General features: G+C 64.4%; 18 protein-coding genes and 1 pseudogene. 6 read left to right on the top strand and 13 right to left on the bottom strand.

Features of this window, described 5'->3' with window-relative positions:
• The first annotated feature begins 117 nt into the window (after positions 1-117).
• Positions 118-915, top strand: coding sequence for a hypothetical protein (locus ACVWWJ_RS04580; RefSeq protein WP_456966936.1), 798 nt, complete (start codon positions 118-120; stop codon positions 913-915).
• A 56-nt stretch (positions 916-971) separates the two neighbouring features.
• Here ACVWWJ_RS04580 and ACVWWJ_RS04575 read toward each other — a convergent pair whose 3' ends face one another.
• The 8 genes from ACVWWJ_RS04575 to ACVWWJ_RS04540 all read right to left on the bottom strand — a co-directional run bounded on the left by ACVWWJ_RS04575 (position 972) and on the right by ACVWWJ_RS04540 (position 8,297).
• Positions 972-2,873, bottom strand: a complete 1,902-nt coding sequence (locus ACVWWJ_RS04575; protein ID WP_456966934.1) for a potassium transporter Kup — start codon at positions 2,871-2,873, stop codon at positions 972-974.
• A gap of 3 nt (positions 2,874-2,876) precedes the next feature.
• A complete protein-coding gene (gene ruvA, locus ACVWWJ_RS04570) occupies positions 2,877-3,473 on the bottom strand; it encodes a Holliday junction branch migration protein RuvA (protein WP_456966933.1) in 597 nt (198 codons plus the stop codon).
• A complete protein-coding gene (gene ruvC / locus ACVWWJ_RS04565; RefSeq protein ID WP_159894399.1) occupies positions 3,470-3,988 on the bottom strand; it encodes a crossover junction endodeoxyribonuclease RuvC in 519 nt (172 codons plus the stop codon). Before ruvC ends, ruvA begins: the two co-directional genes overlap by 4 nt.
• A gap of 21 nt (positions 3,989-4,009) precedes the next feature.
• Positions 4,010-4,759 carry a YebC/PmpR family DNA-binding transcriptional regulator gene (locus ACVWWJ_RS04560; protein WP_159894397.1) on the bottom strand — a complete coding sequence of 250 codons (750 nt, stop codon included), beginning with the start codon at positions 4,757-4,759 and terminating at the stop codon, positions 4,010-4,012.
• Between the two features lie 55 nt (positions 4,760-4,814).
• Positions 4,815-5,453, bottom strand: a complete 639-nt coding sequence (locus ACVWWJ_RS04555) for an alpha/beta fold hydrolase (protein WP_159894395.1) — start codon at positions 5,451-5,453, stop codon at positions 4,815-4,817.
• Positions 5,454-5,469: 16 nt separating this feature from the next.
• Positions 5,470-7,236, bottom strand: coding sequence for an aspartate--tRNA ligase (aspS, locus tag ACVWWJ_RS04550; protein WP_456966932.1), 1,767 nt, complete (start codon positions 7,234-7,236; stop codon positions 5,470-5,472).
• Between the two features lie 71 nt (positions 7,237-7,307).
• Complete coding sequence (locus ACVWWJ_RS04545; RefSeq protein WP_456966931.1) at positions 7,308-7,877, bottom strand: DUF3011 domain-containing protein; 570 nt, start codon at positions 7,875-7,877, stop codon at positions 7,308-7,310.
• Positions 7,878-7,955: 78 nt separating this feature from the next.
• The gene (locus tag ACVWWJ_RS04540) at positions 7,956-8,297 is read right to left on the bottom strand and encodes an FmdB family zinc ribbon protein (RefSeq protein WP_456966930.1); all 342 of its coding nucleotides are present in this window, start codon (positions 8,295-8,297) and stop codon (positions 7,956-7,958) included.
• Between the two features lie 342 nt (positions 8,298-8,639).
• Here ACVWWJ_RS04540 and ACVWWJ_RS04535 point away from each other — a divergent pair.
• Positions 8,640-11,067 (top strand): annotated as a pseudogene (locus ACVWWJ_RS04535) (TonB-dependent receptor plug domain-containing protein).
• Positions 11,068-11,213: 146 nt separating this feature from the next.
• Here the strand turns inward: ACVWWJ_RS04535 and clpB are convergent.
• Positions 11,214-13,796, bottom strand: coding sequence for an ATP-dependent chaperone ClpB (gene clpB, locus ACVWWJ_RS04530; RefSeq protein WP_456966929.1), 2,583 nt, complete (start codon positions 13,794-13,796; stop codon positions 11,214-11,216).
• Positions 13,797-13,976: 180 nt separating this feature from the next.
• Between clpB and otsB the strand changes: the two genes are divergently transcribed.
• Together otsB and otsA are read left to right on the top strand one after the other, a co-directional pair.
• On the top strand, positions 13,977-14,762 hold the full coding sequence (otsB, locus tag ACVWWJ_RS04525; RefSeq protein ID WP_456966928.1) for a trehalose-phosphatase: 786 nt from the start codon (positions 13,977-13,979) through the stop codon (positions 14,760-14,762).
• On the top strand, positions 14,759-16,174 hold the full coding sequence (gene otsA, locus ACVWWJ_RS04520) for an alpha,alpha-trehalose-phosphate synthase (UDP-forming) (protein WP_159894383.1): 1,416 nt from the start codon (positions 14,759-14,761) through the stop codon (positions 16,172-16,174). Before otsB ends, otsA begins: the two co-directional genes overlap by 4 nt.
• Here the strand turns inward: otsA and pgeF are convergent.
• Together pgeF and rluD are read right to left on the bottom strand one after the other, a co-directional pair.
• Entirely contained in the window at positions 16,171-16,917 is a 747-nt protein-coding gene (pgeF, locus tag ACVWWJ_RS04515; RefSeq protein WP_456966927.1) for a peptidoglycan editing factor PgeF, read from the bottom strand. The two genes, otsA and pgeF, sit on opposite strands and share 4 nt — an antisense overlap.
• A gap of 2 nt (positions 16,918-16,919) precedes the next feature.
• On the bottom strand, positions 16,920-17,894 hold the full coding sequence (gene rluD, locus ACVWWJ_RS04510) for a 23S rRNA pseudouridine(1911/1915/1917) synthase RluD (protein WP_159894379.1): 975 nt from the start codon (positions 17,892-17,894) through the stop codon (positions 16,920-16,922).
• 69 nt (positions 17,895-17,963) lie between these two features.
• On the opposite strand from rluD, the gene ACVWWJ_RS04505 reads away from it, so the two are divergent.
• Positions 17,964-18,791: an outer membrane protein assembly factor BamD gene (locus ACVWWJ_RS04505; protein ID WP_159894377.1), complete on the top strand. Its 828-nt coding sequence runs from the start codon at positions 17,964-17,966 to the stop codon at positions 18,789-18,791.
• 157 nt (positions 18,792-18,948) lie between these two features.
• On the opposite strand, the gene ACVWWJ_RS04500 is transcribed toward ACVWWJ_RS04505, so the two are convergent.
• Entirely contained in the window at positions 18,949-20,565 is a 1,617-nt protein-coding gene (locus ACVWWJ_RS04500) for an NAD+ synthase (protein ID WP_456966926.1), read from the bottom strand.
• A 40-nt stretch (positions 20,566-20,605) separates the two neighbouring features.
• Entirely contained in the window at positions 20,606-21,205 is a 600-nt protein-coding gene (locus ACVWWJ_RS04495; RefSeq protein WP_456966925.1) for a M15 family metallopeptidase, read from the bottom strand.
• A gap of 243 nt (positions 21,206-21,448) precedes the next feature.
• On the opposite strand from ACVWWJ_RS04495, the gene ACVWWJ_RS04490 reads away from it, so the two are divergent.
• Positions 21,449-22,597, top strand: a complete 1,149-nt coding sequence (locus ACVWWJ_RS04490) for a DUF819 family protein (RefSeq protein WP_456966924.1) — start codon at positions 21,449-21,451, stop codon at positions 22,595-22,597.
• Positions 22,598-22,608 lie beyond the last annotated feature (11 nt).

Here is a 22,608-nt window from a genome sequence, read left to right as displayed (position 1 = left end):
ATCTCATGGACGCGACGCGCAATACCGTCACGGGCACGCATTTTTTCACTGACGAATGGCACGTAAACCATGTAGCGCAAACCATAGCAACCAACTGCAACCTAAGGGAGTGGTGAGATGAATGATGGAAAGAACGGTCTCATCGTTGTAACAGTGGCTGGATTGTTGCTTTTGAGCGAAAGCACAGCCGCCAGTGGAAACGATCCGAAAACAATGTTCACGCCGCAGTTCTCAGCCGTTCAATTGGAGGAGGCGCAGGAGGACGGTGTTGACCTGACCAAGGCCGACCTCCGTCCCGGCCTACATATCGTCCCTCTCTCGGATTCCTGGAGCACCGAAAAGCAGGCTAACGCGATCCGCACTCAGATCGATCAGCAGCAGCAGAACGGATTCTTCGATATCGAGGCGGAAGAGCTCGTCGACCTGCGAGCGTCGACCAACGCCGGCATCGCGAATCAGTCTAAAGAAATTGCTCGCCACGACCGCTCATTCAGCTCACTGGAGGAGGTCCAGTCCGACCTGAGCGTAAGTCCCATCGGCCTTGGCACCTCGGACCTTTCGCCGGCGACTCTTATGGACGTACGCCTATCCGGGGGATTCGTTGACGGACGCTGGACCGGAGTCACGCGAACGTTCGATGTGCCCGATCTTGGCGTCATTGTCCTGAACGAGACCGATCATGCCGCGGGACGGGAATCAATAACGCTCATCAAGGAATGGATCAATGTTGACATTCACGGACAGCCGGGAAGCGTCAGAACGGCCCGGGATTCGTCTGGGAACACTTGGGTCACCTTGGGATGGGCCAATGAGCGAAAAATTTACTCACTGAGGCTCCAGCCGAACCATCCCGAGCAACGGACCGCGAATCAATTCCACCTGACCGAGATCGCAAAAGCTCTCGCAGAAAGATAGTGAGAGGGCCCACTCAGGCGCGCGAGAGCCACGAAATTTTTTTCGGGCTCTCGCGCTCAGATTTCGACCTGCGCGCCCAGCTCGATCAGGCGGTTGCCCGGGATCTGGAAGAACGCCGTCGCCGGCATCGCGTTGCGTGCCAGGAAGGCGAACAGCTTGTCGCGCCACAACGCCATGCCCGGACGGCGCGCGTCGGCGACGATGTTTTCGCGCGACAGGAAGAACGTCGTGTCCATCATGTCGAAGTCGAGGCCCTTGGCGCCGGCCCGGCTCAGCGAGAACGGGATGTTCGGATCCTCGGCGAAGCCGTAGCGGAGCTGCAGGCCGAAGAAACCGCCGCCATACTCGATGACTTCCATCCGTTCATCGTAGTCGGCGACAGGCGTCTCGAGCATCTCCACGGTCAGCAGCACGTTGCGCTCGTGCAGCACCTTGTTGTGCTTGAGGTTGTGCAGCATCGCGTGCGGCACCGAGTTCTGGTTGGCCGTCAGAAACACCGCCGTACCAGGAACGCGCAGCGGCGGGTGATCGGAGATATTGGCGACGAAGGGCTCGAGCGCGAGCCCGGACTGCTTGATCTCGCGAACCACGAGGTCCCTGCCCCGGCGCCACGTGGTCATCACGGTGAAGATGACGACGCCAAGCACCAGCGGGAACCAGCCACCGTGCGCGATCTTCAGGGCGTTGGCGCCGAAGAACGCAAGGTCCGTAATCAGGAAGATCACGCCCACGGCGATCACTGCCGACCAGTGCCAATGCCAACGATAACGCGCCACGACGAGCGCCAGCAGCGTGGTCATCGTCATCGTGCCGGTCACGGCGATGCCGTAGGCCGCGCCGAGGTTGTTCGACGAACGGAAGCCGATCACCGCCAGCACCACGAGGACGAGCAACATGCGATTCACCCAGGGCACGAAAATCTGCCCGGACATCTCATGCGACGTATGCACCACGGCCATGCGCGGCGAATAGCCCAGCGACATCGCCTCGCGCGTCATCGAGAACGCACCCGAGATCACGGCCTGCGAAGCAATGACTGCCGAGGCCGTGGCCAGGGCGATCATCGGGTACAGCAGATTCTCCGGCACCATCTTGTAGAACGGGTTTTCGATGGCGCTCGGATCGTGCAGAAGCAGCGCACCCTGGCCGAAGTAGTTGATCAGCAACGCCGGCAGGACGAAGAAAAACCAGGCCAGGCGAATCGGCTTCTTGCCGAAGTGACCCATGTCCGCATAAAGCGCTTCGCCGCCGGTCAGCGCCAGCACCACACCGCCGAGGGCGATGAAGGCCTGCTTGCCGTGCTCCATGAAGAAGCGCACCGCATACATGGGATTCAGGGCGTACAGCACCTGCGGATGGTCGACGAGCTGGCGCAGTCCCAGCCACGCAAGCACGAGGAACCAGACGATCATCACGGGCGCGAACGCCTTGCCGACGATCTCGGTCCCATGACGCTGGATGGCGAACAACGCGACAAGGATGACCAGGCAGATCGGCAACACATAGGTTTCGAGCGACGGCGCGGCAACCTCAAGGCCTTCGACGGCCGAGAGGACCGACATGGCCGGCGTGATGACGCCATCGCCGTAGAACAGCGACGCACCGAAGATGCCGATGGCGGCGAGCACCCAGCGAGCGCGTGGCGAGCCGCTCACACTGCGCTGCGCCAGGGCCATGAGCGCCATGATGCCGCCCTCGCCCTTGTTGTCGGCGCGCATGACGAAGGTGACGTACTTGAGCGAGATCACCATCAGCAACGACCAGAAGATCAGCGACAACACGCCGAGTACCGCCAGTGGCTGAGGCGTCATGCCGTGCGTGCCGAGTGTTTCCTTCATCGTGTACAAGGGACTCGTACCGATGTCGCCGAAGACGATGCCAATGGCACCCAGCGCAAGCGCGGCAAGTTTCTTGCCGTGCGCGTTGCGCAACTCTTCAGCGTGGTTATGCTGACCCATGGTTCAACTTCCCAGCGCGGCGCGTAGCGCCTTGCGAATAATGGCTTCGGCAGTATCGCCATCCGCGGCGACCTTCTGCACGAGGCGCGAGGCTTCCACGGGCTTGTAGCCGAGTTGTTGCAGCGCAACGGTAGCCTCGGCCGCCGGATCGGCCGGCATGGCTTCGCCGGCGATGGTCGAGGGCAGGCGCACGCCCACTGCATCGACGCGGTCACGCAGCTCGACCACCATGCGCTCGGCGGTCTTCTTGCCGATACCGGGAATCTTGGTGAGTGCGACGACATCGCCCGCATGAACGAGCCGGGACAGATCGTCGGTCGACACCCCCGACAACACGGCCAGCGCAATCTTCGCGCCGATCCCGCTCACCTTGAGCAGGTGACGGAACATGGCGCGATCCGGTTCACGAAGGAAGCCGTAGAGCGAGACGCCGTCTTCCCTCACCGCGTAATGGATAAGAAGCGTCACTTCCTTGCCGGTCGCTGGCAAGTCGTAAATCGTGGACATCGGGGCGTCGACGTCGTAACCGACGCCACCCACCTCGATGAGCAACGAGGGGGGCTGCTTGCTGATGAGTGTTCCGCGCAGTCGGCCGATCATCGGCGTCTCCATGCCGTGCGCGGGATACCCACGCGTTCAAGACTCGTACGGGTGTGCGCGTGGGCGACCGCGATCGCCAACGCATCGGCGGCATCCGCCTGGAGCGGACCCTTGATACCGAGGAGCATCCCGATCATGTGCTGGACCTGGGCCTTGTCGGCGCGGCCGGTTCCGACCACCGCCTGCTTGACCTCGGTCGCTGCGTACTCGTGCACGACGATTCCCTGGCTGACCATGGCGACGATGGCTGCGCCGCGTGCCTGACCCAGCTTGAGGGCCGAGTCCGGATTGCGCGCCATGAACACGCGCTCGATCGCAGCCTCGGCCGGACCGTGCGTACCGATGATGGCGCAGAGTTCGTCAAAGATGCGTTTGAGACGCAGGGGAAAGGTGGCTTCGCCGGCGATCACCAGCGCGCCGTGCCAGACGTGAGTCAACTTGCCGTTGTCGGCCACGTCGATCACGCCTACACCCGTGCGCTGGCTGCCCGGATCGATACCCAGAATGCGGGTCATGACAGCGAGGGATTCACGAGCTCACGCGTCTTCCGCATCCTGGCTGGGCAGGATGGCGTTGTGATAGACCTCGTCGACATCGTCGAGATCGTTCAAGCGCGTGAGCAACTTCTCAAAATGCTCGAGGGCTTCACCGGTGGGCGTGACCAGCGGCCCGTTCGGGCGCATGACGACGTCCGAACCATCGATATCGAAGCCCGCAGCGGCAAGCGCCTTGCGCATGGCTTCGACGGCGATCGGATCGGCGGCAAGCAGCACGCTACCGACGCCGTTCTCGATCACGATGTCTTCGGCGTTGTTTTCGATGGCCGCTTCTTCGAGCTTCGCTTCGACGTCGGCGTCGCCGCCGGTGTGGACGACGACCTGCCCCACCTTGGTGAACTGGAAGGCCACCGAGTTGGTCGTACCCAGGTTGCCACCAAGCTTGGTCAGCGAGGCGCGGACGTCGGCGACCGTGCGAGTCTGGTTGTCGGTGACGCAATCGATGATCAGCGCGGTACCCGCCGGGCCGTAGCCCTCATAGCGGATCTCGTGCATGTCGGCGCCGCCCTCGGCACCCGAGCCACGCTTGATGGCGCGGTCGATGGTGTCCCGGGTCATGTTGGCGGCCAGGGCCTTGTCCACGGCGGCGCGCAGGCGCGGATTGCCGTTGGGGTCGGGCACGCCGCCACGGGTGGCGATGGTGATTTCGCGGATCAGCTTGGTGAACACCTTGGCGCGCTTGGCGTCTTCGGCGTTCTTGCGACCTTCGATGGACGGGCCTCTACCCATGTGCGTTTCCTGGCTCTACCGGACTGACGAGGGCGCGATTCTAGCCGCAATCACGTTAAGGGGCTAAGGGGGTGTCGAACCGGCCGTCGCGAAGGAAAACAGCAACCTGCCTCGCCACGTCGGCGGACACGAGCATTCCGGTGTGACTGGTCTCCAGGACGCAATGGCCGGCCAGCCCGGGCAAACGGGTCTCTTCCACGCCAACCGAGCCGTCGTGCTCATCGCCCAGCGCGCCCACGAAGGCACCCAGCCCAACGGGCATGCGGCCGGCGATCATGCCGACCTCTCTGGCCCCGTCCCAGCGGTCCAGGCCATGTTCGAGGAGTTCGCGCGAGCGACCCAGGAGCATGTCGCCGCCCCAGCGATGGGTCAGGCCGCGCGCGGCACCGCTGCCGTTGAGCGGCGAGCCGAGGCAGACGATCCGCCCCTGCGGCAAATCGTCATCCCGGCAGGCAAGCAGGGCCAGGACGCCGCCAAGGCTATGGCCGACAACATGCACCGGCCCCGGACCGAGGCTGCGGATGCGTTTGCGCAGGCGATTGATCGCCTGCTCCGGCGGGGCAGCGACGCTCATGTATTCGAACTGGTGAACGCTGAAACCTTCCTCGCGCAGGCGCCGGTGCAGCATCGCCATTGCGAATCCCCGCATCCACAGGCCGTGGAGCAGCAGGACCTCGGGCAGGTTGTCGGTCATCGGTGTGCGGCGCCGGTCAGGCCTTTGGCTCCACGGCGACGCGAACGTGGAGTTCCTTCAGCTGCGGGTCCGAGACCGGCGACGGTGCGTCGGTCATGAGGTCCTGGGCGCTGGTGGTCTTCGGGAAGGCGATGACGTCACGAATCGACTCGGTGCCGGCCATCAGGGCGGCAATGCGGTCGATACCGAAGGCCAGGCCGCCATGGGGCGGCGCGCCCATGCGCAGCGCCTTGAGCAGGAAGCCGAACTTGGCCTCAGCCTCGTCCGCGCTGATGCCGAGCAGTTCGAACACGGCGCTCTGCATTTCGGGGCGGTGGATACGGATGGAGCCACCACCGATCTCGGCGCCGTTGAGGACCATGTCGTAGCCACGGCTCACGGACACCGCGGCGTTGGCGCGCAGATCGGCGATGTCGTCGACCTTGGGCGCCGTGAACGGATGATGGAGGGCGACGTAGCGCTGTTCTTCGGCGTCGTATTCGAACATCGGGAAGTCGGTGACCCACAGCGGCTTCCAGGCGTTCTCGACCAAGCCACGGTCGCGACCGAGCTTGAGGCGGAGCGCGCCCATGAAGTCGGTGACGGTCTTCCAGGCGCCAGCGCCGAAGAACACGATGTCACCGGAAACCGCGCCCGTGAGCGACAGCACCTGCTCGAGGGCAGCGTCGTCGAGGAACTTGGCGACAGGCGAATTGATGCCTTCGCGACCCTTGGCGAGATCGTCCACCTTCAGCCAGGCAAGACCCTTCGCGCCGTACTTGGCGGCGTATTCGGTCAGGCCGTCGATATCCTTGCGCGACAGCTCGGCGGCGCCGGGCACGCGAAGGGCGGCCACGCGGCCGGCCGGATCGTTGGCGGGGCCGGAAAAGACCTTGAACTCGACGTGCTTCACCGCCTCGGCGATGTCGGTCAGCTCAAGCGGGTTACGCAGGTCGGGCTTGTCCGAACCGAAGCGGCGCATGGCTTCTTCGTAGGTCATGCGCGGGAAGCTGGCGTCCAGTTCGACCTGGCGTACTTCGCGGAACACGTGGCGGATCAGGTTCTCGACGAAATCCTGGACGTCACGCTCTTCGACAAAGGCGAACTCGAGGTCGAGTTGGGTGAATTCCGGCTGGCGGTCGGCGCGGAGATCTTCGTCGCGGAAGCAACGGGCGATCTGATAGTAGCGGTCGAAGCCGGCCATCATCAGGATCTGCTTGAACAGCTGCGGCGACTGCGGCAACGCGTAGAACTGGCCCGGGTGCACGCGACTCGGCACGAGGTAGTCGCGCGCGCCTTCCGGCGTGGCCTTGGTCAGGATGGGGGTTTCGATGTCCTGGAAACCGGCGGTGTCCAGGTAACGACGCAGCTCGCGAACCAGCTTGGTCCGGGTGCGCATCATCTGCTGCATTTCCGGACGGCGCAGGTCGAGGTAGCGGTAGGTCATCCGCATGTCTTCGTTCGGCGTTTCGTGCAGCGCGAACGGCAGGTCACGGGCGGCGTTGAGGATCTCGACCTTGTCGGCGATGAGCTCGACAGTGCCGGTCTTCAGCTTGTCGTTGGCCGCCAGGCGCTTGCGCACCTGGCCGGTGACCTTGATGCAGTATTCGTAGCCCAGTTCGCCGGCGATGGCGAAGGCCCCGGCGTTCTCGCGTTCGATCACCACCTGGGCGATGCCCTCGTGGTCGCGCAGGTCGACAAAGGCCACGTGGCTCTGCAGGCGAAGGGTGTTCACCCAACCGCAAAGGGTGACGTTCTGGTCGATCAGCGACTCGTCGATGAGTCCGCAAAAATGGCTGCGCATGCGCTTGAAGCTTCGTAGGAAAAGACCCCGGATCGTACCACGACCCGGGGTATCGCCTTGCGTTCGGGCGCTTAGCGACCGCCCACGGAGAAGATGCCACGGCAGCCGTTGTCGACCCATATGCCGTCGCGATCGACGCCCCAGCTGTAGCCTTCCTCGCAGCGCGCCTTGGAGTCCTGGCGGATCAGCCGTGGACGCGCGTAGCGCACATCGACGTTGCAATGGCCGTAGCGGCCGTCCTTGCTGCCGCAGTCGATGGTTCGCGCGGGTCCGCCGCCCCAACCAGGGCCCGGCCGGTCGTCATCCCGACCCGGCCGACCGTCATCCCAGCCGGGTCGGCCATCGCCGCCCGGGCGACCGCCGCCCCAGCCGCCGGCCTCCGCGAAAATACCGCGGCAACCGCGGTCGACCCAGATCGCGTTGGCCTGCTGGTCGAAGCCCCAGGTCCGGTCACGCACGCAGGCGGCTTTGGAATCCTGGCGAACCAACTGTGCGTCGCGCCACCGCACGGGGCAGCGCCCCGGCTTGTTGTTACCGCTGCCGCAATCGATCGTACCGCGCTGGGCCTGCGCCGCCGGCGAGACCGCACCCATTGTCACTGCCATCGCCATCAGGGCAAGGCCACCCAGCCATCCGCGCATACACACTCCTTTGTTGGTCCAGAGGGTGCGTACGCTAGCGCAAGAAATTGCAACGCCCTTTGAATGAACTTGCGAAGTTCAGGAAGAGGCGGAGCCAGAACCCCCCTTACCCGCCGGGGCTGGCGATGCCACAGGCGCCGGAGCGGGTGCCGCGGCGGGCGCGGGGGCGGCGGCCGGCGCCGACGCAGGCGCCGGGCCACCCGAAGAGCCCTCGACAAGATTTTTCTTCTTGTCGCCGTCTTTCTTGAAGTCGGTCTCGTACCAGCCGCCGCCAGCAAGGCGGAACTGCGGCGCGCTCAACATCCGGCCCACCTGCGGTTCGCCGCAGTTCGGGCAGACCGCCGGATCCGGGTCGGCCATCTTCTGCAGGCGCTCGAAGCGGTGTCCGCAGGCTTTGCACTGGAACTCATAGATAGGCATGGATAGTTCTCTGAACGTCAGCCGGGGATTATCGACCCGCAAGCTCCGGGCCGGAATACTTTTGCATTGCACCAATAGGGAGAAAGAAGCCAGTTCCGTGCCAGGCCCTTTAAATAAGCTGTTTTCGTGCCTTTGTTTCACCATTATGGCGCAGGCATGACGAATCGGTTGACGCGCTGCAGCGAGAATGCCTAGCGTCGATCCCAGCGCGGCATTTCGACCGCGTCCGCGGGGCACTCCCGCCCTGCGTGCGTAGCTCGCCTAGGGGATCCATCGATGACGACAGGCAAGACCTCTCGACGCAAGCCGGCGGCCAGCTTCTGGCTTCCCGCCCTTGGACTCATGATCGTGACGCCCGGCTACGCCCAGGACGCCACACCGCCCCCGGACGCCAAGCAAGCGCGCCAGCTCGACCAGGTCGTGGTGACCGGTACGCGCAGTACCAACCGTACCGAAGCGGAATCATTGTCGCCGATCGACGTGCTTTCACCCAAGGACCTGACCTCCTCCGGCGCGACCGACCTCGCCACGGCACTGGGGCGACTGCTGCCCTCACTCGACTTCCCGCGTCCGGCGATCAACGACGGCAACGACGCCGTGCGGCCGGCCAGCCTTCGCGGACTGTCGCCGGATGACACGCTGGTGCTCGTCGACGGCAAGCGTTATCACACCTCGGCGCTCGTCAATTACAACAACTCGGTCGGTCGCGGCGCGGCCCCCGCCGACCTCAACTCCATTCCGATTTCCGCGATCGACCATATCGAAGTACTTCGCGATGGCGCGGCGGCGCAGTACGGCTCGGACGCCATCGCCGGCGTCATCAACATCGTGCTCAAGCACGGCGCGGGCGAAGGCAAGAACAGCATCAACGTCAACGGCGGCACCATGAGCAAGGGCGACGGTGATACCAACGGCACCGACGGCTCGATGGGCATCGACCTGGGTGGCAAGGGGGCGGACGCCAAGGGCTGGTTGCGTGTCGCCTGGAACTACCAGGATTCGATGAATACCAACCGGCGCTCGCCACTGTCGTTGTACACGCCTGAAGAAGCCGCCGACGGCAACGTGGCCCACCAGCGTTACGGCGACCCGGCAGTGAAGACCTATCAGGCGCTGACGAACTTCCAGTACGAGGTCGCGCACAACATCGACGTCTATGGCTTCCTCAGCATGAGCCGCCGTGATGTGACCTCGAACGGTTACTACCGTGCGGCCGCGAACGCCCGCAACGTTCCCGAGATCTACCCGAACGGCTTTCTTCCGCAGATCGTCAACCACACCAATGACACCACCGCCGTGCTCGGCGTGAAAGGCGTGACCGATAGCGGATGGCGATGGGATGCATCCGGCAACTACGGCATCAACAACCTCGGCTTCGACATCCAGAACAGCGTCAATACAAACCTGTACTACACGACGGGTTCGTCGCCGACCTACTTCAACGCGGGAACGTTCAAGAACTCGCAGGCCCTGGCCAACGTCGACATCGGCAAGGACCTTGCCGTCAGCTGGTTGCAGAATCCGCTTACGCTCGCCTTCGGGGCGGAATACCGCAAGGAGAAATATCAGATCGATGCCGGCGACCCGACCTCGTACTTCTTCGACCAGAACACGCTCATCCCCGGCACCACGACGCCGTACGCTGGCGGTTCACAGGTCTTTCCCGGCCTGTCCCCCGACGCGGCAGGAAGCTTCACGCGACACAGTGAAGCCCTCTATGTCGATCTCGAAAACGACATCACCGACAAATTCTCCGCTGGTGTGGCCGGCCGCTACGAGCACTACAGCGATGCAGGATCGACGCGCTCCGGGAAGATCTCCGGGCGCTACCAGTTCACGCCGACGTTTGCGCTACGCGGCACGATATCGAATGGCTTCCGTGCACCATCGCTTGCCCAGCAGAATTACCAGTCGGTAGTGACGATCATCGATCCAACGACGGGCCAGCTGGCTCAGACAGGCACGTACCGCACGTCGGACCCTGCCGCCGTCGCGCTTGGCGCCAAACCGCTCAAGCCGGAAAAATCGGCCAACTACAGTCTTGGCGCGGTGTGGGAACCGATCGCGGATTTCAGCGCGACACTCGACGTCTACCAGATCCGCATCTGGCACCAGATCCTTTACTCCGACACGATCAGCCTGACCGATCCGCTGCTCGCCGCGTACTTTCAACAGCATCGTGCCGGGCCAGCAGGTCACGGCCATCCAGTACTTCGCCAATGCGGCCGCAACGCGTACACGCGGCGCGGACCTGGTGTTGAACTACCGGATCCCGACGGCCTCGTGGGGCCAGATCAACCTGCTCGCCAGTGGCAACTACAACCAGGTGAAGGTGCTGTCGGTCGGTGCCACGCCGGAAGTGTTGCAGGCCAATTCGACCGACCCCATCGAGCTGTTCGGCCGGTCGAGCCAGGGCATCCTGACCAAGGCGACACCGCGGACGAAGTTCCTGTTCGGTGCGGACTGGGCCATCGCCGGGTTCAACGTGCATGGCGACCTCACCCGTTACGGCTCGGTCACCCGCGTCAACTCCGACCCGACCACCGACCAGGTGTTCTCGGCGCGGTGGCTGTTGAATACCTCACTGGGTTACGCGATCGATGCGTGGAACTTCAGCCTGGGCGTGGACAACGTCACCAACCAGTATCCGACCCGCGTCAAGGCGAACAACACGGGCGAGGACTTCGCCAGCGGCCTGCAGTATTCGGCGCTGTCACCGTTTGGTTTCAACGGGCGGTATTACTACGCCAAGGTCGGTTTCCGGTTCTGAACAGGCAATGTGGGAGCCGATTCAAATGTGGGAGCCGATTCATCGGCGAAAAGCCAACGGAGCGGTTTAGCCGTAAGCCCATCGCCGATGAATCGGCTCCAACATCTCGGCTCCCACATATCGGCTCGTTACATATGGCTTGTTTTCTACACCGCCTCGAAGTTGAGGTGGTTGCCGTCCGAATCCACGCGCACCGTCTGGCCCGGCGTGAACACGCCGCGTAGGATCTGCTGCGCCAGCGGATTCTCCAGCTGTTGCTGGATTGCACGCTTCAGCGGACGCGCCCCGTAGACCGGATCGAACCCGGCCGAGCCGAGCAGGTCCACTGCACGGTCCGTCACGTCGAGACCGAGCTGGCGTTCCGCCAGGCGCTTGCCGAGGTAGGCCAACTGGATGCGGGCGATCGAGCGGATCTGCTTCTTGTCGAGCGGACGGAATACGACGAGGTCGTCGAGACGGTTGATGAACTCGGGACGGAAATGCGCCTGCACCACACCCAGCACGGAGGCTTTCATCTGCATGTAGTCGGCTTCGCTGTCGCCGGCCTGTTCCTGGATGAGGTTCGAGCCAAGGTTCGACGTCATCACGATGACGGTGTTGCGGAAATCCACCGTACGACCCTGCCCGTCCGTGAGTCGGCCATCGTCGAGCACCTGGAGCAGGATGTTGAACACATCCGGATGCGCCTTCTCCACTTCGTCCAGGAGAATCACGCTGTACGGACGGCGACGGACGGCCTCGGTGAGGTAGCCGCCTTCTTCATACCCGACATAACCCGGAGGAGCACCGACGAGACGGCTCACGGAATGCTTCTCCATGAACTCGCTCATGTCGATCCGGATCATCGCGTCCTGCGTGTCGAACAGGAAGTCCGCCAGTGCCTTGCACAGTTCCGTCTTGCCCACGCCCGTCGGGCCGAGGAACAGGAACGAGCCATAAGGACGATTCGGATCCGAGAGTCCCGCACGCGCACGGCGGATCGCGTCTGAGACGGCCTTCACCGCCTCTTCCTGGCCGACGACGCGGGAGTGCAACGCTGTCTCCATCTGCAGAAGTTTCTCGCGCTCGCCCTCAAGCATTTTCGCCACGGGGATACCGGTCCAGCGCGCGACCACTTCAGCAATTTCCTCGGCGGTAACACGATCCTGCAGCAGCGTGAACTCCTGCTTCTCGGCCTGCTGCGCAGCGGCGAGCTGGGCTTCCAGCGCAGGCAGGCGGCCGTACTGGATTTCGCTCATCGCGGCGTAATCCTGGCGACGCTGTGCGGCCTCGAGTTCCAGGCGCGCGCTTTCGATCTGTTCCTTGACCTTGGTCGTGCCCTGGAGCATCGCCTTTTCCGATTTCCATACCTCGTTGAGGTCGGAGAACTCGCGATCGAGTTTCTCGATGTCGGACTCGAGCGTGGCCAGGCGCTGCTTCGATTCGTCGTCCTGCTCTTTCTTCAGCATCTCGCGCTGGATCTTGAGCTGGATGAGCCGACGCTCGAGGCGGTCGAGTTCCTCCGGCTTGGAGTCGATCTCCATGCGAATGCGCGATGCGGCTTCGTCCATGAGGTCGATGGCCTTGTCCGGCAACTGACGGTCGGGGATGTAGCGGGCGGAGAGCGTGGCGGCAGCGACGATCGCCGGATCGGTGATTTCCACACCGTGATGCACTGCGTAGCGCTCCTTCAGGCCACGAAGGATCGCGATGGTGTCCTCGACGCTGGGCTCGCCTACGTAGACCTTCTGGAAGCGACGCTCGAGTGCCGCGTCCTTCTCGACGTACTTGCGATATTCGTCCAGCGTGGTCGCGCCGATGCAGTGCAGCTCGCCACGGGCGAGCGCGGGCTTGAGCATATTGCCCGCATCCATCGCGCCATCGGCCTTGCCGGCGCCAACCATGGTGTGCAGCTCGTCGATGAACAGGATGACCCTGCCTTCCTGCTTCGAAAGGTCGTTGAGCACGTTCTTCAGGCGCTCCTCGAACTCGCCGCGGAATTTGGCGCCGGCGATGAGGGCCCCCATGTCGAGCGAGAGCACGCGCTTGTCGCGCAGGCCTTCAGGCACCTCGCCATTGACGATGCGCTGGGCCAGCCCCTCGACAATGGCGGTCTTGCCCACACCGGGCTCGCCGATCAGCACGGGATTGTTCTTGGTCCGGCGCTGCAGGACCTGGATCGTGCGACGGATTTCCTCGTCGCGACCGATCACCGGATCGAGCTTGCCGCTTTCGGCGCGCTCGGTCAGGTCGATGGTGTACTTCTCCAGCGCCTGGCGCTGCTCTTCGGCATTTTCCGACTGCACCTTTTCGCCGCCACGCAGCTTGTCGATCGCCGCCTCGAGGCGCTGCTTCGTGGCACCGGCCGCCTTCAGGGCACCGCCGACTTCGCCGCGGTCCTCGAGCAGGGCAAGCACGAAAAGCTCGCTGGCGATGAACTGGTCACCGCGCTGCTGGGCGAGCTTGTCGGTGAGGTTGAGCAGGCGGTTGAGGTCGTTGCCGAGGTTGATGTTGCCTTCCTCGCCCGCGACGCGCGGTAGCCGGTCCAGGATCTCGCCGACGCGCTGCCGCAGCGCGGGCACATTCACGCCGGCCTGAGTCAGCAGCGGTCCGGTCGAGCCACCCTGCTGGTCCAGCAACGCGGCCAGTACGTGCGCCGGCTCGAGCATGTTGTTGTCGCGGCCGACGGCCAGCGACTGGGCGTCGGCCAGCGCTTGCTGGAATCGCGACGTGAGTTTGTCCATACGCATCGATGGTGTCTCCCAAAGGTGTTGGCGCGCCCCGGGCCCTCCCCGCGACCGCCTCTGGCCTCACAGATGCGGGTTCGAGCATGCTCCTTCAACGGTGAAGACCAGGCGCAGCGTGTCTTCCTCCGCTTTTTTCACACCGTAACCGGCATCCTCAGGGCATCGCCGTTCCATGGAGCCCCCGTGACAGCCAGCCGCGACATCCTGCCCCGCCCCGCTGCGGACCTGATCGACAACGACTGCGCCCTCTTCCTCGATGCGGACGGCACCCTGCTCGCCTTCGCCGACGACCCTGAAGCTGTCGCCCTCGCCGACGGCCTGCTGGAGACGCTCGATAGCCTGCATACGGCGCTGGGCGGTGCACTGGCCCTGGTCAGCGGCCGCGCCATCAGCGGCCTTGATCGCATCTTCCGCCGTCCGCACTGGGCTGCCGCCGGCCAGCACGGCATGGAGCGGCGGGATGCCGCAGGCCGGGTGGTCACGCTACCTGTGGATCCGGTGGAACTGGCGACGCTTCGCGACACTGCCCACGCCATGGCTGCCGAATGGCCGGGTGTGCGCGTGGAAGACAAGAGCTGGTCGGTCGCCTGGCATTGCCGCGAACGTCCCGACTACGAGCCCGAACTGGCCCGTCGCGCACCCGAGCTCGTCGCCCGCTTTCCGGGCTTCGAGCTGCAACCGGGCAGTTACGTCTTCGAATTCAAGCCACGCGGCATGGACAAGGGTGTCGCGGTCGCCGCCTTTCTCGACGAGGCGCCGTTCCGGGGCCGCCGCCCGATCTATCTTGGCGACGACCTCACCGACGAACACGGCTTCACCCTGGTCAACGCGCGCGGCGGCGCCTCCGTTCGTATTGGCGCAAGAACACCGTCACAAGCGACGTTCACATTGTCTAGCCCGGCGGACGTCCATGCTTGGCTGGATTCCGTGAAAGCCAGGCTGTCGCAAGGAGCCGCAAGCGCAACATGAGCCGACTAGTCGTCATTTCCAATCGCGTTGCACTCCCCAAGCAGACGCAGACCGGCGGATTGGCATCCGCGATGAATGCGGCGCTGCAGGAAATGGGCGGCCTGTGGTTCGGCTGGAGCGGCAACATCGCCGCGGAGACCGGCAAGGAACTGCACGAGGTGGCCGATGGCCATATCAGCTATGCCACGATCGACATGTCCAAGGCGGACCATGACGATTACTACAGCGGCTTCGCCAATCGCGCGCTGTGGCCGCTGTTCCACTACCGCGCCGATCTCGTCGACTATCGCCGCGACCATCTCGAAGGCTACCTCCGGGTCAACCGGATGTTCGCCAAGCGGGTGGCCAAGCTGCTCAAGAAAGACGACATCATCTGGGTGCACGACTACCACCTGATCCCGCTCGCCGCGATGCTGCGCGAGCTCGGTGTCGAGAACCGAATCGGTTTCTTCCTGCACACCCCGCTACCCGCGGCCGGATTGCTCATTACCCTGCCGCGACATCGCGAACTGCTCGAGCCGCTGGCTTCGTACGATCTTGTGGGCCTGCATACGCAACGCGACCTGCGCGCGCTCGAGGATTACTTCCTGCATGAACTGGGCGCCGCCATGCGCACGGGCGGGCGCATCCGTGCGGCCAACGGGCGCATTTTCCGCGCCGGCGTCTTTCCCATCAGCATCGATACCGCCGAGGCGGTGGAGCTGGCTCATCGCGCGGAAGATAGCGGCGCCGTGGCCAAGCTTCGCGCCAGCGTGGACGACCGCTCGCTGATCATCGGTGTGGATCGCCTGGATTACTCGAAGGGCCTGCCCGAGCGCTTCGAAGGGTTCGCGCGGCTGCTGCGTGATTACAAGGAAATGCGCGGGCGCGTGTCGCTGCTGCAGATCGCCCCGCCGTCGCGCTCGGATGTACCGGAATACCGGTCGCTGCGTCGCGAACTGGAACGCAGTGCCGGCCATATCAATGGCCAGTACGCCGAGCCCGATTGGGTGCCGATCCGCTACGTCAATAAATCCTTCGCCCACAAAGTGCTGGCGGGGTATTTCCGCGTGGCCAAGGTCGGCCTCGTGACACCGTTGCGCGACGGCATGAACCTGGTCGCCAAGGAGTACGTGGCCTGCCAGGACCCGCAGGATCCCGGTGTGCTGGTGCTGTCGCGCTTCGCCGGCGCCGCACAGGAGCTCGACGCAGCCCTGCTGGTTAACCCGTCGGACCTGGACGAAGTGTCCGAGGCCCTCAAACGGGCGCTCGAAATGCCACTGAAGGAACGCCGCATGCGGTGGCAGTCGATGATGGACGTGCTCGAACGCAACGACATCACCACCTGGCGCAACGCCTTCCTGCAGGCGCTCACCGAGCCGCCCAAGGTGAAGCCGGAGATCTACGTGCAGACGCCGATGACGGCGCCTTAGGTTCCGGTCCAGATCAGCGAGGCGAACCGCCCGCTGTTCGCCCCGTCGCGGCGATACGAATAGAGCCGATCGTCGGTGAAGGTGTCGAAGTTGCCCCCTGACACCTTCGACACGCCGGCCCCGGCCAGCCTGCGCCGCGCCAGCTGGTACAGATCGCAATGCCAGTGGCCCGGCCGCGTGGGAGCAAAGGCTCCCGCCGCACCCGCGTCCCCGTCGACGAAGGCGGCACGGACCTCCTCCCCCACTTCATACGACGACGCCCCGATCGCCGGGCCGAGCCAGGCCTGCACCTGTTGGCCGGCCATCGCGGAAACGGTGTTCTCCAGGACGCCCGCCGCCAGTCCACGCCAGCCGGCATGGGCGGCAGCAATCGTCTGGCCATCAGCCGACACGAACAGCACCGGCAGGCAATCGGCCGTAAGGATCGCGAGCACATGGCCCGGACCACGGGCCACCGAGGCGTCTGCTACCGGCTCGTCATCCCTGTCGCATCCGGCGATGCCGGACTCGACCACGGCGATACCGTGCACCTGCCTTAGCCACAAGGGCGCGGCGGGCAGGCCCAGGGCCTCCGCCAGCCCGCGGCGGTTGATCTCCACCGCGGCGACATCGTCCCCGGAGCGCAGCCCAAGGTTGAGGCGGTCATAGGGAGCTTCCGAAACGCCCGGGCCGTGCCGCGTGGACACCGCTGCGCCCACGCCTGCCGGCGCCGCCCAGTCCGGAACAATCCATTCGGCACCCATGCTCAGTCCTCGATCGGATGGAGCACGGTGTCAGCCCGCAGTGCCTCGATCAGCGCATCCTGGTCATCCGGGCGCGGCGAGTCGAACTCGAGGTATTCCCCGGTGATGGGGTGGTCGAAGCCCAGTTTTTCCGCATGCAGGGCCTGACGACGAAAACCACGGAGGGAATCGATCAGTTCCTGACTGGCGCCCCGCGGCAGGCGCAGGCCGTTGCCGTAGAGCTGGTCGCCGACCAGCGGATGGCCGATGTGAGCCATGTGGACGCGAATCTGGTGGGTGCGGCCGGTCTCCAGGTTGCACTGGATGACGCTGTGCGCACGGAAGCGCTCGCGCACGCGGTAATGCGTCACGGCCTCCTTGCCGCCGTCGATCACATCGCGAACGCCCTGCTTGAGGCGGTCGTGCTGATGACGCCCGATCGGCTGGTCCACCGTACCGCCGGCCACCATCGTGCCCAGCACGACGGCCTCGTACTGGCGGCGAACCTCGTGCAGGGAGAGCATTTCCACCAGTCGCGTATGGGCCGCAAGGGTCTTGGCGACGACCATCAGCCCTGCCGTGTCCTTGTCCAGGCGATGCACGATGCCGCCGCGCGGCAGCTCGGCCAGGCCCGGGTTGTGATGCAGGAGGGCGTTGAGCATCGTCCCAGTGGGGTTACCCGCACCCGGATGGACCACCAGCCCCATCGGCTTGTCCACGACCATCAGGTCGTCGTCCTCGAACCGGATATCCAGGGCGATATCCTCGGCTTGCGCGTGGACCTCGTTCTCCAGCTCCGCTTCCAGATCGACCTTCTCGCCACCCCGGACCAGCTGCCGCGGCGCCGCGCGGGCCCCGTCCAGCAACACTTTGCCGTCCTTGATCCACCCGGTGAGGCGGGATCGGGAATAATCGGGGAACATCTCGGCCACGGTCTGGTCGAAACGCCGTCCAGCGGCCGTTACCGGCACAATGGCTTCATGTCGTAACGTCGTCATACCGCCCCGCCCGGCCCATGGCCGGTTTCGGCTATCATGCCTTTTCGCTCAAGCATCCGAACTCTCTCAATGCGTGCAACTAAGATCACCATTCTGCTCGTCCTCGCCCTGTCGATGAGCGCCTGCTCGATGTTCCGCAGCAAAAAGGAGACGATCGACACGATGCCGGAAGACCGGCTCTATGCTTCGGCTCACAATTCGCTGGAATATTCGGACTATTCAGCCGCCGAGAAGGGCTATCAGCGCCTGATTGCGCGCTTCCCGTCCGGTGACGTCAATGAGCAGGCCCAGATCGAACTGGCCTACGCGCAGTACAAAGACAACAAGCCGGACGACGCTTACTCCACGATTAATCGCTTCATCAAGACGTTCCCGACCCACAAGCATGCAGATTATGCCTATTACCTGCGCGGCATGATCAATTTCGATCGTACCGGTGGCGTGATCGAGCGCTACCTGCAGCGTGGAAGCTCGGCCTCGACCCGCCGCGACCAGGGTTTCAACCTGACCTCGTTCGACGATTTCAGCCAGCTCACCCGCCGGTATCCGAACAGTGCCTACGCCACGGACGCCCGCCAGCGCATGATTTTCCTGCGTAACCAGCTGGCCACGTTCGAGATCAACGTTGCCGAGTACTACCTGCGCACGAAGTCGTACATCGCCTCGGCAGACCGCTCCCAGTACGTGATCGAGCACTACCAGCAGTCGCCGGAGACGGCCGACGCCCTGGCCATCCTGACGCGCAGCTACATTGCACTCGACCGCAAGCCGTTGGCCGAGCAGAGCCGCAAGGTGCTGGCGCTGAACTACCCGAACCACCCCTACCTGACCGACGAATCCTGGCCGCACAGCCCGTCGATCTGGCGCAAGGCGATTCCGTTCTCGGGTCACCATTGATCCATCAGGTATGAGAAAAAAACCGGCGAAAGCCGGTTTTTTTTGCCTGTCCGGGTGCCGCCGGCTCTGTGTGGGAGCCGGCTGTGCCGGCGATGGACTCACCCGCTAAACCGCTCCGCTGGCTTTTCGCCGCTGAAGCGGCTCCCACAAGGTCGAATCACCTCCAGCCGGAGGTGATCGGATACCGGCGTTCGCGGCCGAAGGCCTTGGTGGTGACCCGCGGGCCAGGTGCAGCCTGGCGGCGTTTGAACTCGTTGATGAAGACCATGCGGATCACGCGGCGCACGGTGGCGTCGTCGTGGCCGGCGGCGATGATGTCCTCGGCCGAGGCCTCGCCCTCGATGAAGTGCTCGAGAATCGCGTCCAGTTCATCGTAAGGCGGGAGCGAATCCTGATCGGTCTGTTCGTGACGCAGTTCTGCCGAGGGCGGACGGTCGATCACGGCGGTCGGGATGGCACCATCGATCGCCGCACGCCAGCGCGAAAGGGCGAACACCGTCGTCTTGTAGACGTCCTTCAGCGGCGCGTACGCGCCACACATGTCGCCGTAGAGCGTGGCGTAACCCACCGCCATCTCACTCTTGTTGCCCGTCGACAGCAGTAGCTTGCCCGTCTTGTTCGACATGGCCATAAGGAGCACGCCCCGCGCGCGCGACTGCAGGTTTTCCTCGGTGATATCCGGCTCGCGGCCGGCAAACACCGGCGTCAGCGCGCCCGTGAAAGCCTCATAGATGCCTTCGATGGGCAACACGTGGTACTCGACGCCGAGATGTTCCGCCTGAGCCTTGGCTTCACGCAACGAAAGATCGGACGTGTACACCGTGGGCATCATCACGGCGGTGACCTTGTCCTTGCCCAGTGCGTCGACTGCGAGGGCGAGGGTGAGCGCCGAGTCGATACCGCCGGACAGGCCCAGGAGCACACCGGAGAAGTGATTCTTGCCGATGTAATCGCGGATACCGCGAACGATGCCCGCGTACATCAGCGCCTCGGGCGAACGCGTATCCGCCGCCGGCCAGTCGATCGCGGCGAGGCGTCTGGTTTCGGTATCGAATTCCACCGTGAGCAGCATTTCCTCGAAAGACGGAGCACGCGCAAGCACCTCGCCATCGGCCTGGACCAGCAGGGAGTGACCGTCGAAAAGCAGGTCGTCCTGGCCGCCGACCAGATTCACGTAGGCGATCGGCAGGCCGGTCTCACGCGCACGCTGCTTGAGCAGGGCCTCGCGGGTCGCCGCCTGTCGCCGGTCCCACGGCGATGCATTGATGACGAGGATCAATTCGGCACCGGCTTGCGCGACACGGGCGGCGGGTTCCGCTTCCCAGATGTCCTCGCAGATCAGCATGCCGACGTTGACGCCTTCGATGTTGAACACGCGCGTGGCTTCGCCGTGCTGGAAGTAGCGTTTCTCGTCGAACACCGTGTAATTGGGCAGCTCCTGCTTGTGGTAAGTCCACTCCAGCTTGCCCTCACGGATCAGCGAGGCTGCGTTGAACACCTCACCGCGGGAATCGGGGTAGCCGACGATGGCGGAAATGCCTTTGATCGTGGGCGCCAGGGCCTCGAGCTCACGATGACAGGCATCCAGGAAGCTCGGTCGCTGGAGCAGGTCTTCAGGCGGGTAGCCGGAAAGCGTCAGCTCGGGGAAGGCGATCAGGGAGGCGCCCAGGCGGTCGCGTGCCTCGTCGGCCAGCGCCTTGACCCGTCGCGCGTTGTCGGCGGTGGCGCCTACCGGGAAATCGAACTGGGCCAGGGCGAAGCGAAAGGTGGACATGGGGGATCCGTGCGGTCGCGGGGACTGCACATGATAAGGCCTAGCGGACCGGCACGTCGTAGATCAGGTCGGCCTGGGCGGCGGAGGGCAGCGAGTAGTGCCACCACTCCTGCGGATAGTTGACGAAGCCTTCGGCGGCCATCGCCCGCAGCAAGCGCTGGCGATTCGCCCGCTGGGCAGGACTGATGCGCGGGTCATCGGTATGGGCGATGGGATCGAAGAAGTCGAAGTCGGTACCCATGTCGAGCGGCTGGCAGGTGCCGTCCTCGCAGCGCATCAGGGTCAGGTCGACCGTGGCGCCGCGACTGTGCCCGGAGACCGGCGCTATGTACTCGCCAAGCAGCTTGTCCTTGTCGAGATTCGGATAGTGGGCCGCCTTGGTGCGCGTGTCCGAAAGGTCTCCGGCCCAGCGCACGAAGGCCGCCACGGCACGCACCGGACGGTAGCAATCCCACAGCCGGAGGCGGTATCCGTGCTTGCGTAGTGTCGCCTCGACACGCGCGAGCGCCTGCGCGGCGGCGGTACGCAGGTAGCAGGCGGGGGCTTCATACCCATCCACCACGGCACCCGTGAAGTTGTCTGCGCTGGCGTAATGCATGACCTCGTCGATATCAGGCACGAGGGTGCGGATATTCGTCATCCCCGCTGCTTCCGCTGTGCTGGCCGAAGAAAGGCGGGGCGCATCCGCCGCGCGGGATTCGGCACACGCAAGCGACGCGAGCAACCCGCACGCGAGAAAACCAACGCCAGACATACGCATTGCCAATGCCCCCGGGGTGACGCGCCGCCCCTCGCGACGTCCGGGGAGGTTAGCCCATTGCCGCCCGCCCGCGCAGGGCAGGTACCATGCCGGGACGATCGTTTTTACCCGGGGAGGGTTGGCGTGATCGAATCGGTCTGGCCGTATCTGGCTGTCATGCTGCTCGTCGCCGGCTTCTGGCCCGCGATCGAACGTCGCTTTCGCTGGAAGGCATTCGAGGTACTGCCTCCCATCGTCCTGACCTACCTCAGCGTGACCGCGCTATCGGTCGCCGGGTTATGGACGGCGAGTCCGGACATCCACGCCGCCCAGGGAGTCCTGGTTTCACGCCTGGTACCCGCGCTCCTCTTCCTGCTGATGATCAATTGCGACCTCCGCGCGATCCTCGCCCTGGGGCCGCGCGTGCTTGGCGTCTTCATCTGCACGTCGATCAGCCTGTTCGCCGCCTTTGTCCTGGCCTACCTGCTGTTCCGGCACTGGATCCCAGGCGATGGCTGGATGCCGCTGGCGTCGCTGTCCGGTAGTTGGGTGGGTGGTACGGCCAACATGATCGCCGTGAAGCAAGCGATCGGCATGTCGGATACGGCGCTCGCCACCACCCTGCTCACCGATGCACTGTGCTACTCGATGTGGGTCGTGGTGCTGTTCGCCGTCGCACGCCTTGCCCCGGCGTTCAACCGGTGGACGCGAGCGGTCTCCAGTGCGGACATGGCTGTGGCCGAGACGGCGCCACGCGCGCCCGCCACGGTGGACAGCGTGCTGCTGTGGCTTGGCCTCGCGCTTTCCACAGCGGTGCTGGCGGCCGCTGCCGGTAGTCGGCTTCCCGTGGGAAGCATGGTCTCGCCAACCACGTGGACCATCCTCATCGCGACGATGACGGGACTGGTCGTCGCTCACACCCCGCTCGCACGCATGCCCGGGGCTCAGTCCGTCTCGAGCGCGCTGCTCGTCTGCGTGGTAGCCGTGCTTGCGTCACAGAGCAGCTTCGCCGGCATCGCGGCCGCACCGGTGTACCTGCTGTGCGGCGTCACGGTGATCGCGATCCACGCGATCCTGCTTTGCCTCTTTGCACGCGTGTTCCACTTCGACCTCTATCTGTGCGGCATCTCATCGCTGGCCCATATCGGTGGTGTGGCGGCAACCCCCGTGCTGGCAGCAACGTACTCTCGATCTCTGGTACCGGTCGGCATCCTGCTCGCGCTTCTGGGTTATATCCTCGGAACAGGCTACGGATTGGTAGTAGCCGCCGTGTTGTCGAGGCTGGCTTCATGAAAAGGTTTACT

It is taken from the genome of Luteibacter sp. HA06 (assembly GCF_054061215.1).
This window is presented reverse-complemented; position numbering and strand designations above follow the sequence as displayed.